The following is a 13,487-nucleotide window of genomic DNA, read 5'->3' on the forward strand; positions in this document are numbered from 1 at the left end:
GGTTGATAGGCCAGATATGGAAGCCTGGTAACGGGTGGAGTTGACTGGTACTAATAGGCCGAGGGCTTGTCCTCAGTTGCTCGCGTCCACTGTGTAAGTTCTGAGGCAACGAACAGTTGCCGGTTCAGAGCTGAACTCGAACTCACAAATAAAAAGTGTGCTTGTTCGCTCGAAACCATTAGGGTTTCGGTGGTCATAGCGTGAGGGAAACGCCCGGTTACATATCGAACCCGGAAGCTAAGCCTCACAGCGCCGATGGTACTGCAGGGGGGACCCTGTGGGAGAGTAGGACGCCGCCGAACAATCTTTGGAGGACCCCTGGTCCCAGCGTTCAGCTGGGACCAGGGGTCCTTTTGTTTTTACAATGCTTGTGGTACCCGAAGACAGGAGTCACCCGATGTCCACCAACTCTCCCGAGGACCGACCGGAGCGCGACCAGCGGCGACGGGACAGTGGTGACCGCGGTGATCGTGGCGGCTACCGCGGCGGCCCGAGTCGGTCCAACGACCGTGGCGGCGACCGCCGTGGCGGCGACCGTCCCTCCTTCCGCCGCGACGACCGCGGCAGTGACCGTGGTGGCGACCGCGGCAACGACCGTGGTGGCGACCGCGGTGGCTTCCGCCGCGATGACCGCCCGTCCTTCCGTCGTGACGACAACCGTGGTGGCGACCGCGGCGGTTTCCGTGGTCGTGACGACAACCGTGGCGGCGACCGTCCGTCGTTCCGTCGTGACGACGACCGTCGTGGTGGGGACCGTCCGTCGTTCCGTCGTGACGACGACCGTCGTGGTGGGGACCGTCCGTCGTTCCGTCGTGACGAGCGTTCCGGTGACCGGCCGGCGTTCCGTCGCGACGACAGCCGTGGCGACTTCCGTCGTGACGACAACCGTGGTGGCGACCGTGGTGGCTTCCGTGGTCGTGACGACCGTGGTGGCGACCGTCCTCCCTTCCGTCGCGACGAGCGTTCCGGCGACCGTCCCCCGTTCCGTCGGGACGACAGCCGTGGCGACTTCCGCCGCGACGACCGCCGTGACGACAACCGTGGTGGCGACCGTGGTGGCTTCCGTGGTCGTGACGACCGTGGCGGCGACCGTCCTCCCTTCCGTCGCGACGAGCGTTCCGGCGACCGCCCCTCCTTCCGTCGGGACGACGACCGTCGTGGTGGGGACCGTCCGTCCTTCCGTCGTGACGAGCGTTCGGGTGACCGCCCGGCGTTCCGTCGGGACGACAGCCGTGGCGACTTCCGCCGCGACGACAACCGTGGTGGCGACCGTGGTGGCTTCCGTGGTCGTGACGACCGTGGTGGCGACCGTCCGTCGTTCCGTCGTGACGACCGCTCCGGCGACCGCCCCTCCTTCCGCCGTGACGAGCGCTCGGGTGACCGCCCGTCGTTCCGTCGGGACGAGCGGTCCGGCGACCGCCCGTCGTTCCGTCGGGACGAGCGCTCGGGTGACCGGCCGGCGTTCCGTCGGGACGACAGCCGTGGCGACTTCCGCCGAGACGACCGCCGTGATGACCGCCGCGATGACCGTCGTGGTGACGACCGTGGTGGCTTCCGGGGTCGCGACGACCGCGGCGGCGACCGTCCTCCCTTCCGTCGTGACGAGCGTTCCGGCGACCGCCCCTCCTTCCGCCGTGACGACGACCGCCGTGGTGGCGGCGACCGTGGTGGGTTCCGTCGGGACGACAGCCGTGGTGGTGACCGGGGCGGTTTCCGCGGCCGGGACGACCGGGGCGGCGACCGTGGGGGCTACCGGGGCCGTGACGACCGTGGCGCCCGGCCGGGCGAGCGCGGTGGGTACCGGGGCCGTGACGACCGCCGCGACGACCGTGGTGGGTACCGGGGCCGTGACGAGCGCGACCGCGAGCCGATCAAGCGCCTCCCGATCCCGGACGACGTCACCGGCGACGAGATCGACAAGGACGTCCGCCAGGAGCTGCAGAGCCTCCCGAAGACGCTCGCGGAGGACGTCGCCAGGAATCTGGTGATGGTCGCGCGGCTCATCGACGAGGACCCTGAGGGCGCCTACGGCTACTCCAGGGTGGCCCTGCGTCTGGCGTCCCGTGTGGCCGCGGTCCGTGAGGCCGCCGGCTTCGCCGCCTACGCGACCCAGAAGTACAGCGAGGCCCTGGCCGAGTTCCGTGCCGCTCGCCGGATGACCGGCAACACCGAGCTGTGGCCCGTGATGGCCGACTGCGAGCGTGGGCTCGGGCGCCCGGAGAAGGCGCTGGACATGGCCGGTGCCCCCGAGGTGCAGAAGCTGGACAAGGCCGGCCAGGTCGAGATGCGGCTCGTCGCCGCCGGTGCCCGGCGTGACATGGACCAGCTCGACGCGGCCATCGTCACCCTCCAGAGCCCGGAGCTGGCCTCCAACTCCGTCCAGCCCTGGACCGCCCGTCTGCGCTACGCCTACGCGGACGCCCTGCTGGCCGTCGGCCGGGAGGGCGAGGCGCGGGAGTGGTTCGCCAAGGCCGTCGAGGCCGACCGTGACGGCAGCACCGACGCCTCCGACCGGCTGGCCGAGCTGGACGGTGTCGAGTTCGTCGACGCGATGGATGAGGACGACGCGGAGACCGAGACCGTGGTGACGGTCGTGGTGGACGAGAACACCACCACCGACGACCAGCCCGCGGACGCAAGCGAGCCGTCGGACGACGACGAGCCTGCGGACGAGGACGCGGACGAGGACGACGACGAGCCCGCGGACGAGGACGAGCCCAAGGCCGACGAGCCGAAGATCGTCCAGGTCAAGGACACCACCGAGGACTGATCCCGGCGGCGCGCACGGCACATGAATGAAGGGCGGGACCCCAGCGGTCCCGCCCTTTTTTCGTGCCCGCGACCAGCCGGATCGGTTCTCAGATGTCCACCACTCGCAGCACCAGCCCCGACGCCGGCTTGGGGCCGAACGAGGTCGACTTGCGCGGCATCGTCACCCCCTGCCGGGCCAGCTCGCGCACGACTTCCTCGCGTACCGGGTGCAGCAGCACCGCCGTGCTCCCGCCGCGTTCGGCCTTGGCGACGGTGGCCGCCGTGTCGTGGATGTAGGCGATGTGCGCGGGGGAGTCCTCGGGGACGCGCCAGACGTGTTCGAGGAGCACGGCGTGCAGGACCGTCGCGTCCAGGGAGCGCCAGGCGTCCGGGTGGCCGGCCGGGACCGTGCGGGCCAGCAGGGCCGGGTCCGGGCGGTCCAGCAGGTGGAAGTCGCCGTCGCCGGCGAGCAGGAAGGCGTTGCCCTCGGCGGCCGCCTCCGCGAGCGCCTCCAGCGCCTCGGGCAGCGGGACCGCGAGGTGCCGTACCCGGAACAGGTCGCCCACGGCGGCCAGGGCGTCCGCCACCGGCAGGCCGTGCAGCAGGCGGTGGATGGCTCGGACGCGCAGCGGATAGCGGACGGTGTCGACCAGCAGGACCAGGCCCAGGTCCCAGGGACCGGGGGAGGGCTGCTCGGCGCGGAGCAGGCGGTAGGTGGCCCAGCGGTGGTGGCCGTCGGCGATGAGGGCCTGGTGCTGGGCGAGGTCCTCGCGGACGAGGGCCAGCTCGGCCGGGTCGGTGAGGTTCCACAGGCGGTGCCGTACGCCGTCCTCGGTGGTGGTCGTCAGCAGGGGCGGGAGCTTCACCGTGCGCTCGACCGCCTCGGAGGTCGCGCCGTCGCCCCGGTAGGTCAGCAGCAGGGGTTCCAGGTTGGCGCGGGTGGCGCGCATCAGGCCCGCGCGGTCGGCGACCACCGGGTCCATCACGTCCTCGTGGGGGAGGACGACGCCGTCCTCCGGTTCCGAGACGCGCAGGGCGCCGATGACACCGCGCTGGAGCAGTCCGTCCACGTCCTGCTGCTCGTACACGTACAGGGCGGGGACCGGGTCGGGCGCGAGGATGCCCGAGGCGAGCCAGCGGCGCAGGGTGTCGGCGGCCTGTTCGTTGCGGATGTCGGGCGTGTCGGCCTGGGGCAGGATCAGCCGGACGATGTTGTACGGGTCGGCGTCCTGGAGGTGGTGCAGGCCGTCGGGGCGTACCACCACGTCGTACGGCGGGGAGGTGACGGAGGCCAGGCTGCCGACCCGTTCCGGGTCGTAACGAAGGCCGCGGAACGGGGCGAGTTCCAGACCTCGGGGCGCCGTTGCTTCCGAGTGACCTGCGATGTTCATCCCGGCATCGTACGTGTGCGGGCGCGTTGCGGGATGATCGGGGGAAAGAGCGTCGAACGAGGAGCGATACGGATGAGCCGGAGCGTCAGGACGAGCCCCGAGGGCAGCGAGCGGCCCCTGCACGAGGCGTACGACACGGCGCTGCTCGACCTGGACGGGGTGGTGTACGCGGGCGGTGAGGCCATCGCGCACGCCGTGGACTCGCTGGCCGAGGCCCGTGCCGACGGCATGCACCTCGCGTACGTCACCAACAACGCGCTGCGTACCCCGGACGCGGTGGCCGGGCACCTGACCGAGCTGGGCATACCGACCGGCGCGGAGGACGTGATCACCTCCGCGCAGGCGGTGGCCCGGCTGATCAGCGAGCAGGTGCCGGCCGGGGCGAAGGTGCTGGTGATCGGCGGTGAGGGGCTGCGGGTGGCGCTGCGCGAGCGCGGGCTGACCCCGGTGGAGTCGGCGGACGACGACCCGGCCGCGGTGGCGCAGGGGTACGGCGGCCCGGACTTCCCGTGGGGACGGTTCGCGGAGGCGTCGTACGCGGTGGCGCGCGGGGTGCCGTGGTTCGCGTCCAACACCGACCTGACCATTCCGAGCGGGCGGGGCATCGCGCCGGGCAACGGCGCGGCCGTGCAGGTCGTGCGGATCGCCACCGGCGCCGAGCCGCAGGTGGCGGGCAAGCCGCTGCCCCCGATGCACAAGGAGACCATCCTGCGCACCGGTGCCGAGCGGCCGCTGGTGGTCGGGGACCGGCTGGACACCGACATCGAGGGCGCCCACAACGGCGGGGTCGACTCGCTGCTCGTGCTGACCGGCGTCACCGACGGCGCCCAGCTGCTCGCCGCGCCCCCGCAGCACCGGCCGACCTATGTCGACGCCGATCTGCGCGGCCTGCTCACCGGTCAGCCGGCGGTGACGGAGGCCGGCGAGGGCTTCCGCTGCGGAGGCTGGACCGCCACGGCCGGTTCGGGCCAGCTGGAGCTGTCGGGCGAGGGGGCCGAGCTCGACGGTCTGCGGGCGCTGTGCGCGGCGGCCTGGACGGCGGCCGGGGACGGCACCTGCGCGCTGGACGCGGAGAAGGCGCTGGCCAGGCTGGGACTCTGAGGCTCCGTCGGCTGGGCGGGATCGAGAGCGGGATCGAGATCGCAGAGCAGGATAGGCTAACCTAACTGCGTGTTGGTCGAGAGTCGTCCGGAACAGCGCGCGGAAACCGCCCCCGCGCCCCCGAAGCGACAGCTGGCGCGCGCCCTAGGGCTGCTCCTGGCCGTCGTGCTGCTGGCGTGCGTCGCCATGGCGAGTATCGGAGTCGGCGCCAAATCACTGGCGCCGGACCTCGTCTGGCACGGGCTGTTCCACGACAGCGGGACCTACGCCGACATCGTCGTACGGGACCGGATCTCCCGGACCGTCCTCGGTCTGCTGGCCGGGGCCGCGTTCGGGCTGTCCGGTTCGGTGCTCCAGGCGCTCACCCGCAACCCGCTGGCCGACCCCGGACTGCTCGGCATCAACGCGGGCGCCTCGGCGGCCGTCGTCACCGCCATCACCTTCTTCGGGGTGACCTCGCTCAGCGGTTACGTCTGGTTCGCCTTCGCCGGTGCGGCCGCCGTGGGCGCGCTGGTGTGGTTCCTCGGCGGTACGCGGGGGGCCACCCCGGTACGGCTCGCGCTGGCCGGCACCGCGATCGGGGCCGCGCTGTACGGATACCTCCAGGCCGTGATGATCACGGACGACGAGGCGCTGTCCCGGATGCGCTTCTGGACGGTCGGCTCGCTGGACTCCGCGAACGACCGGACCATCGTCCAGGTCCTGCCGTTCCTGGTGGCCGGGATGGTCCTCTCGCTCGCCCTGGCCCGGCCGCTGAACGCCATGGAGATGGGCGACGACACCGCCCGCGCGCTCGGCGCCCACCTCAACCGCACCCGCGCGCTGGCCATGCTGGCGGCGACCGTGCTGTGCGGCGCCGCGACCGCCTCCTGCGGCCCGGTCATGTTCGTCGGCCTGATGGTGCCGCACGTGGTGCGCTCCTTCACCGGGCCCGACCTGCGCTGGATTCTCCCGTACGCCGCCGTGCTGTCGCCGGTGCTGCTGCTCGGCGCCGACATCGTCGGCCGGCTCGTCGCCCGGCCCGCCGAGATCCAGGTCGGCATCATCACCGCGCTGATCGGCGGACCGGTCTTCATCTTTCTCGTACGACGGCGGAGGACGGCGCAACTGTGAAGACACTCTCCCGGAGCCGTGCGGTGCGCACCCCCGGCGGGCTCTCGCTGCGCCTGGACCCGCGCTCCCTGACCGTCGTCGCCCTGCTGCTGGTCGCCGTGCTCGCCGCGGGCGTGGCCCTGATCGGCACCGGCGACGCCCACATCCCTCCCATGGACGTGCTGCGGACCCTCGTCGGCAACGGCACCCCGTCCCAGGACTTCATCGTCAACGAGCTGCGGCTGCCCCGGCTGCTGGTCGGCCTGCTGGTCGGTGCGTCGCTGGGACTCGGCGGGGCGCTGTTCCAGTCGATCTCCCGCAACCCGCTCGGCAGCCCCGACGTGCTCGGCCTCGCCCAGGGCTCCACCGCGGGCGCCCTGGTGATGATCGTGCTGTTCTCCGGCAGCGCCGCCGCCGTGACCGCGGGCGCCCTGGCCGGCGGCCTGGTCACGGGCCTCGGTATCTATCTGCTGGCCTGGAAGCAGGGGGTGCACGGATACCGGCTGGTCCTGGTCGGCATCGGTGTCTCCGCGGTGCTCACCGCCGTCAACGGCTACCTGATCACCAAGGCCGACATCGTCGACGCCGCCCGCGCCGTGGTGTGGATGACCGGCTCGCTCAGCGGCCGGGACTGGACCCAGGTCTGGCCGCTGCTGATCCTGTGCGCGGTCGTCGTCCCCGTGGTCCTCGCCAACGGGCGGGGCCTGCGCATGCTGGAGATGGGCGACGACGTGGCGTTCGCCCTCGGGGTGCGGGTGCACCGGGTGCGGCTGGTGCTGATGGTCGGCGCCGTCCTGCTCACCGCCGCCGCCACCGCGGCCGCGGGCCCCGTCGGCTTCGTCGCCCTCACCGCGCCGCAGCTCGCCCGGCGGCTGACCCGCTCGCCGGGCCCCAACCTCGTACCGTCCCTGTGCATGGGCGCCGCTCTGCTGGTCACCGCCGACTGGGTCTGCCAGCGTCTCTTCGGCGCCGACCAGTTGCCCGTCGGCGTGGTCACCGGTGTCGTCGGCGGCGCCTACCTGCTGTGGCTGCTGGTCGGCGAGCGCCGGGCGGGCCGGGTATGAGCACCGAGGCGAGCGGACCGAAGCCGACCCCGCACCCCCCTAGGAGTACCAGCACCGTGAACCGCCTGTCCGCCGAGAACGTCACCCTCGCCTACGAACAGCGCGTCATCGCCGAGCGGCTGTCGGTGGAGATACCCGACAACTCCTTCACCGTGATCGTCGGCCCCAACGCGTGCGGCAAGTCCACCCTGCTGCGGGCGCTGTCGCGGATGCTGAAGCCGGCCGACGGCCAGGTGCTGCTCGACGGGCAGGCCATCCAGTCACTGCCCGCCAAGAAGGTCGCCCGCACCCTGGGCCTGCTCCCGCAGTCCTCCATCGCGCCCGACGGCATCACCGTCGCCGACCTCGTCGGCCGGGGCCGCTACCCCCACCAGGGGCTGCTGCGCCAGTGGTCGGCCGAGGACGAGCGGGTGGTACAGGAGTCCATGGCGCAGACCGGGGTCGCGGAGCTCGCCGAGCGGTACGTGGACGAACTCTCCGGCGGTCAGCGCCAGCGCGTCTGGATCGCCATGGCCCTCGCCCAGCAGACCCCGCTGCTGCTCCTGGACGAACCGACCACCTACCTCGACATCCAGCACCAGATCGACGTGCTCGACCTCTGTGCCGAACTGCACGAGACGCAGGGGCGCACCCTGGTCGCCGTCCTGCACGACCTCAACCACGCGGCGCGCTACGCCACGCACCTCATCGCCCTGCGCGACGGCGAGGTCATCGCCGAGGGCGCGCCGAACGAGATCGTCACCGCCGACCTGGTCGAGCGGGTCTTCGGGCTGCGCTGCCAGGTCATCGACGACCCCGAGACCGGGACCCCGCTGGTCGTGCCCGCCGCCCGCAAGGCGCGGACGGCGAAGGTCACAGCAGCTTCCTGAGCCGGAACAGATCCATCAGACCCGCCTCCAGCCTGACCCGGCCCGAACCCCAGGCGGAGGCGAAGTCCAGCTCGCCGTCCACCAGGGCCACCAGGTCGTCCCCGGTCAGCGCCAGCCGGATCTGGGCCCGCTCCCCGGGCGGACCCGGGAGGGTCTCGGCCACCTCGATCCGGCCGCCTCTCATGCGGCCGGCGAAGGTGACGTCCAGGTCGGTGACATGGCAGCTCACCGAGCGGTCCAGCGCGGCGGCGGCGCCGACGTCGCCCCCGGCACCGCTCATGCTGTCCGAGAGCTTCTCCAGTGCCGTACGGCACTCCTCGATCGTGGCCATCGCGCACGACGGTACCCCAGGCGTTCGCGGTAGCGTCTGGGCATGAGCCAGTCCGCGCCCGAGTCCGGGTCCCCGGCGCCCGAGTCCGACCCCGCGGCCCCGGCGCCGCTCGCCGTCCCCCGTACCCCCACCGGGGACGCCGGGGTCGACGCCCGCCTGGCCCGCCTGGCCGACGCCGACCACCTGCCCACCGAGGGACACCTCGGCGTGTACGAGGATGTACACCGGGGGCTGCGCGACGCGCTGGACGCGCTCGACGCCCGCCCGGACCCTCCGGCACCCGCCCCCCGGTGAGGCCACGGCCGCACCGCCCGTACCGACGCATGAAGACCTGAGCAGGAGCTGAACCGAACGTGGCAGGAGTCGCACGCCGCCGTCTCGACGCGGAACTGGTCCGCCGCAAGCTGGCGCGCTCGCGCGAGCACGCCAGCCAGCTGATCGCCGCCGGACGGGTGACCGTCGGCAAGACCGTGGCCACCAAGCCGGCCACCCAGGTGGAGACCGCCGCCGCGATCGTGGTGCTGAGCGACGACTCCGACCCCGACTACGTCTCGCGCGGCGGCCACAAGCTCGCCGGCGCCCTCGCCGCCTTCGTCCCCCTGGGCCTCGTGGTCGAGGGCCGCCGCGCCCTGGACGCCGGCGCCTCCACCGGCGGCTTCACCGACGTCCTGCTGCGCTCGGGCGCCGCCCAGGTCGTCGCCGTGGACGTCGGATACGGACAACTCGCCTGGTCTCTCCGGAACGATGAACGGGTCGTCGTCAAGGACCGTACGAACGTACGCGAGTTGACGCTGGACGGGATCGACGGGAAGCCGGTGGACCTGGTGGTGGGCGATCTGTCCTTCATCCCGCTCCATCTGGTGCTGCCCGCCCTCAAGCGGTGCGTGACGCCGGACGCGGATCTGGTGATGATGGTGAAACCGCAGTTCGAGGTGGGTAAGGAACGGCTGGGCAGCGGGGGTGTCGTACGGAGTCCGCAACTGCGGGCGGAGGCCGTGCGCGGGGTGGCCGACAAGGCGTGGGAGCTGGGTCTCGGGGTGCGAGGAGTCACCGCGAGTCCGCTGCCGGGCCCGTCCGGCAACGTCGAGTACTTTCTCTGGCTGCGTGCCGGAGCCCCCGAGATCGACCCGGCCGACATCGATCGTGCAGTGGCGGAGGGGCCGCGTTGACACAGAACCGAGCGCGTACTGTTTTCCTGCTCGCCCACACCGGGCGTCCCGCGGCGATCCGCAGCGCGGAACTCGTCGTCAAGGGACTGCTGCGGTCCGGCATCGGGGTGCGGGTGCTGGAGGAGGAGGCGTGCGACCTGCCGCTGCCGGGCGAGGTGGAACTCGTCAAGGAGGCGACACCGCAGTCACTCGACGGCTGCGAACTGCTCATCGTCCTCGGCGGTGACGGCACCCTGCTGCGCGGCGCCGAGTTCGCCCGCGCCTCCGGCGTGCCGATGCTCGGCGTCAACCTCGGCAGCGTAGGCTTCCTCGCCGAGGCCGAGCGGGACGACCTGGACCGGGTGGTGGACCGGGTGGTGGCCCGCTCCTACGAGGTCGAGGAGCGCATGACCATCGACGTGGTCGTGCACCGCAACGGTGACATCGTGCACACCGACTGGGCGCTGAACGAGGCGGCCGTGCAGAAGGTGTCCGCCGAGAAGATGCTCGAAGTGGTGCTGGAGATCGACGGCCGCCCGGTCACCGCCTTCGGCTGCGACGGCATCGTGCTCTCCACCCCCACCGGCTCCACCGCCTACGCCTTCTCCGCCGGCGGACCGGTGGTGTGGCCCGAGGTGGAGGCGCTGCTCATGGTGCCGATCAGCGCGCACGCCCTGTTCGCGAAGCCGCTGGTCACCTCGCCCGACTCGGTCCTCGCCGTCGAGGTGCTCCCGCACGTCCCGCCGGGCGTGCTGTGGTGCGACGGCCGCCGCACCATCGAGCTGCCGCCCGGCGCGCGGGTCGAGGTCCGGCGCGGCGCGGTGCCGGTCCGGCTCGCCCGGCTGCACCACGCCTCCTTCACCGACCGGCTGGTGGCGAAGTTCGCCCTGCCGACCACCGGCTGGCGCGGCGCCCGGGACCACTCCTCGGAGTGACAGCGGCGGCCCGTGTGCGCGGCACGCCCCGGACCTCGTAAGGTCTGTTCCGTGTTGGAGGAGATGCGGATACGGTCGCTCGGGGTCATCGACGACGCCGTGGTCGAGCTGTCGCCGGGGTTCACCGCGGTCACCGGTGAGACGGGCGCGGGCAAGACCATGGTGGTCACCAGCCTGGGCCTGCTGCTCGGCGGACGCGCCGACCCGGCGCTCGTACGGATCGGTGCGGGCAAGGCGGTGGTGGAGGGGCGGATCGCCCTGGCCGCCGGCGCCTCCGCCCTCGTACGCGCCGAGGAGGCGGGGGCCGAGCTGGACGACGGCGCCCTGCTGGTCAGCCGTACCGTCTCCGCCGAGGGCCGCTCACGCGCGCACCTCGGCGGGCGCAGCGTGCCCGTGGGGCTGCTCGCCGAGCTGGCCGACGAACTGGTGGCCGTGCACGGCCAGACCGACCAGCAGGGCCTGCTCAAGCTGTCCCGGCAGCGGCAGGCCCTGGACCGGTACGCGGGGGAGGCCGTCTCCGGCCCGCTGGCCGCGTACACCGAGGCGTACCGGCGGCTGCGGGCCGTCGCCGCCGAGCTGGACGAGATCGTCACCCGCGCCCGCGAGCGCGCCCAGGAGGCCGACCTGCTGCGGTACGGCCTGGACGAGATCGCCGCCGTGGAACCCCGGACGGGGGAGGACACCGAACTCGCCGAGGAGGCGGAGCGGCTCGGGCACGCCGAGGCGCTGGCCGCCGCGGCCACCGCCGCGCACGCCGCCCTCGCGGGCAACCCCGAGGACCCGGAGGGCATCGACGCCGCCACCCTGGTCGCGGGCGCCCACCGGGCGCTGGAGGCGGTCCGGGCCCACGACCCGGCGCTGGCCGCGCTCACCGACCGGATCGGGGAGATCAACATCCTCCTAGCCGACGTCGCCGGTGAGCTGGCCGGATACGCCTCCGACCTGGACGCCGACCCGCTCAGGCTGGCCGCGGTGGAGGAGCGCCGGGCCGCCCTGACGGCGCTGACCCGCAAGTACGGCGAGGACATCGGCGCCGTGCTGGCCTGGGGCGAGCAGGGCGCCGCCCGGCTCACCGAGCTGGACGGCGACGACGAGCGGATCGGTGAACTCACCGCCGAACGGGACGCCCTGGGCATCGAACTGGGCGCGCTCGCCGAGGCGTTGACCAAGGCCCGCGCCGAGGCGGCCGAGCGGTTCGCCGCCGCCGTCACCGCCGAACTGGCCTCGCTGGCCATGCCGCACGCGCGGGTCTCCTTCGACATCCGGCAGACCGAGGACCCGGACGGCATCGAGGCCGGCGGCCGTACGGTCGCCTACGGGCCCACCGGGGTCGACGAGGTCGAGCTGCTGCTCGCCCCGCACCCCGGCGCCCCGCCCCGGCCCATCGCCAAGGGCGCCTCCGGCGGTGAGCTGTCCCGCGTGATGCTCGCCGTGGAGGTGGTGTTCGCGGGCACCGACCCGGTGCCGACGTACCTCTTCGACGAGGTGGACGCCGGGGTCGGCGGCAAGGCGGCCGTGGAGATCGGGCGGCGGCTGGCGAAGCTCGCCCGGACCGCGCAGGTCGTCGTGGTCACCCATCTTCCGCAGGTCGCCGCGTTCGCCGACCGGCAGCTGCTGGTGGAGAAGACCAACGACGGTTCGGTCACCCGGTCCGGTGTGAAGGTCCTGGAGGGCGAGGACCGCGTACGCGAGCTGTCCCGCATGCTGGCCGGCCAGGAGGACTCCGAGGCCGCACGCGCCCACGCCGAGGAACTCCTCGCCACCGCCCGCGCGGAGGACTAGGCCGGTGACGTCCCGCCGCGCCGCCCTGCTCAGCTCGGCGCTGCTCACCCGAGGGCTGACGGCGGTGCTCCGGCACCGCGCGCCGGGCGGCCGCCGCCGCTGGGAGCGGAAGAACCACGCGGGCCGCACCGTCGAGCTGTACGCCGGACCGGCGAGCGCCGCCGCCACCGCGCTCGCCGCCGCCCGGGTCCACCCGGCGGCCGGGCTCGCCGTGCTGGCCGCCGGAGCCTGCGGCGCCTACGACGACATCGCCGGCGCCGACGACCCGCGCCGGGGCTTCGGCGCCCACCTCGGCGCCCTGCGCACCGGTGAGGTCACCTCCGGCGCGGTCAAGCTGTTCGGCATCTCCGCCGCCGCGCTGGCCGCCGGGACCCTGCTGAAGGAGAGGCCGGTGGACCGGGTGCTCGCCGGCGTCGTCATCGCGGGCGCCGCGCACACCGCCAACCTGCTCGACGTACGCCCCGGCCGCGCGGCGGGTGCCGTGCTCGCCCTCGCGGCGCCGGGGCTCGCCCGGAGCGGTACGGGCGGCGCGCTGGCCGCCGTCGCGGCGGGCGGGGCCGCCGCCGTGCTCCCGGAGGACCTGGGGGCGCGGGCCATGCTCGGCGACACCGGCGCGCACGCCCTGGGCGCGGCGCTCGGCACCGCCGTCGTCTCGGCGGCCGGGCGCGCGGGCCTTCTCGCGCACGCCGTCGCCGTGGTCGCCGCCACCGTGTACGGGGACCGGGTGTCCGCCTGGGCGCGGGCGCTGTGAGCCGCTGACCTCGCGATACGTATGCCGGCCGGCTCCGCCGGGCCGACGGCCGCTCTCACTCGTACGGGTGAGATGCGCCGGCGCATTGCCAACGCGCCCCGCCCGCCGGCTCCGGCGGGATTTCCCGGAACAGCCGTACGTACTGGCATGCTTGACGGTGTGCCGCCTCCGGGCGGGGGCCCGCGCGGCCCGTCGTACCCCGCTTCCGGTGTTTCGCCGTTCGCTACCTTCTGTACGTCCTCGTGCCCGATCCGTACCCGTGACCGACCTCC

Annotated in this window: 12 protein-coding genes, 1 rRNA gene and 1 pseudogene; 12 read left to right on the top strand and 2 right to left on the bottom strand. The window is 73.3% G+C overall.

The annotated features are described in order from the left end of the window. Nucleotides 1-185 precede the first annotated feature (185 nt). The 3 genes and pseudogenes from rrf to EV284_RS29010 all read left to right on the top strand — a co-directional run bounded on the left by rrf (nt 186) and on the right by EV284_RS29010 (nt 2,770). A 5S ribosomal RNA gene (gene rrf / locus EV284_RS29000) occupies nt 186-302 on the top strand. Between the two features lie 68 nt (nt 303-370). Beyond that, nucleotides 371-1,327 (top strand): annotated as a pseudogene (locus EV284_RS32865) (hypothetical protein); the annotation flags it as partial. Nucleotides 1,328-1,870: 543 nt separating this feature from the next. After that, nucleotides 1,871-2,770: a hypothetical protein gene (locus EV284_RS29010; protein ID WP_207229176.1), complete on the top strand. Its 900-nt coding sequence runs from the start codon at nt 1,871-1,873 to the stop codon at nt 2,768-2,770. Between the two features lie 88 nt (nt 2,771-2,858). Here the strand turns inward: EV284_RS29010 and EV284_RS29015 are convergent, their stop codons facing one another. Next, the gene (locus tag EV284_RS29015; RefSeq protein WP_130339365.1) at nt 2,859-4,142 is read right to left on the bottom strand and encodes a DUF1015 domain-containing protein; all 1,284 of its coding nucleotides are present in this window, start codon (nt 4,140-4,142) and stop codon (nt 2,859-2,861) included. Nucleotides 4,143-4,214: 72 nt separating this feature from the next. Between EV284_RS29015 and EV284_RS29020 the strand changes: the two genes are divergently transcribed. The 4 genes from EV284_RS29020 (at nt 4,215) to EV284_RS29035 (ending at nt 8,268) form a co-directional block, all read left to right on the top strand. Then, a complete protein-coding gene (locus EV284_RS29020) occupies nt 4,215-5,243 on the top strand; it encodes an HAD-IIA family hydrolase (RefSeq protein WP_130339367.1) in 1,029 nt (342 codons plus the stop codon). Nucleotides 5,244-5,312: 69 nt separating this feature from the next. Further along, on the top strand, nt 5,313-6,356 hold the full coding sequence (locus EV284_RS29025) for an iron chelate uptake ABC transporter family permease subunit (protein ID WP_130339369.1): 1,044 nt from the start codon (nt 5,313-5,315) through the stop codon (nt 6,354-6,356). Continuing rightward, entirely contained in the window at nt 6,353-7,399 is a 1,047-nt protein-coding gene (locus EV284_RS29030; RefSeq protein WP_130339371.1) for an iron chelate uptake ABC transporter family permease subunit, read from the top strand. Before EV284_RS29025 ends, EV284_RS29030 begins: the two co-directional genes overlap by 4 nt. Next, nucleotides 7,396-8,268 carry an ABC transporter ATP-binding protein gene (locus EV284_RS29035; protein ID WP_130339373.1) on the top strand — a complete coding sequence of 291 codons (873 nt, stop codon included), beginning with the start codon at nt 7,396-7,398 and terminating at the stop codon, nt 8,266-8,268. Before EV284_RS29030 ends, EV284_RS29035 begins: the two co-directional genes overlap by 4 nt. Here the strand turns inward: EV284_RS29035 and EV284_RS29040 are convergent. Further along, entirely contained in the window at nt 8,252-8,599 is a 348-nt protein-coding gene (locus tag EV284_RS29040) for a sterol-binding protein (RefSeq protein ID WP_130339375.1), read from the bottom strand. The two genes, EV284_RS29035 and EV284_RS29040, sit on opposite strands and share 17 nt — an antisense overlap. Nucleotides 8,600-8,641: 42 nt before the next feature. Here EV284_RS29040 and EV284_RS29045 point away from each other — a divergent pair, with 42 nt between their 5' ends. The 5 genes from EV284_RS29045 (at nt 8,642) to EV284_RS29065 (ending at nt 13,215) form a co-directional block, all read left to right on the top strand. After that, entirely contained in the window at nt 8,642-8,893 is a 252-nt protein-coding gene (locus EV284_RS29045) for a hypothetical protein (RefSeq protein WP_130339377.1), read from the top strand. Between the two features lie 59 nt (nt 8,894-8,952). Beyond that, nucleotides 8,953-9,768: a TlyA family RNA methyltransferase gene (locus EV284_RS29050; RefSeq protein WP_130339379.1), complete on the top strand. Its 816-nt coding sequence runs from the start codon at nt 8,953-8,955 to the stop codon at nt 9,766-9,768. Further along, complete coding sequence (locus EV284_RS29055) at nt 9,765-10,682, top strand: NAD kinase (RefSeq protein WP_030812355.1); 918 nt, start codon at nt 9,765-9,767, stop codon at nt 10,680-10,682. Before EV284_RS29050 ends, EV284_RS29055 begins: the two co-directional genes overlap by 4 nt. 63 nt (nt 10,683-10,745) lie before the next feature. Next, on the top strand, nt 10,746-12,464 hold the full coding sequence (gene recN / locus EV284_RS29060) for a DNA repair protein RecN (protein ID WP_130340031.1): 1,719 nt from the start codon (nt 10,746-10,748) through the stop codon (nt 12,462-12,464). A gap of 4 nt (nt 12,465-12,468) precedes the next feature. Next, complete coding sequence (locus tag EV284_RS29065; protein ID WP_130339381.1) at nt 12,469-13,215, top strand: hypothetical protein; 747 nt, start codon at nt 12,469-12,471, stop codon at nt 13,213-13,215. Nucleotides 13,216-13,487 lie beyond the last annotated feature (272 nt).

The sequence above is a fragment of the Streptomyces sp. BK022 genome (genome assembly GCF_004217355.1).
In the GTDB taxonomy this organism is placed as follows: domain Bacteria; phylum Actinomycetota; class Actinomycetes; order Streptomycetales; family Streptomycetaceae; genus Streptomyces; species Streptomyces griseoluteus.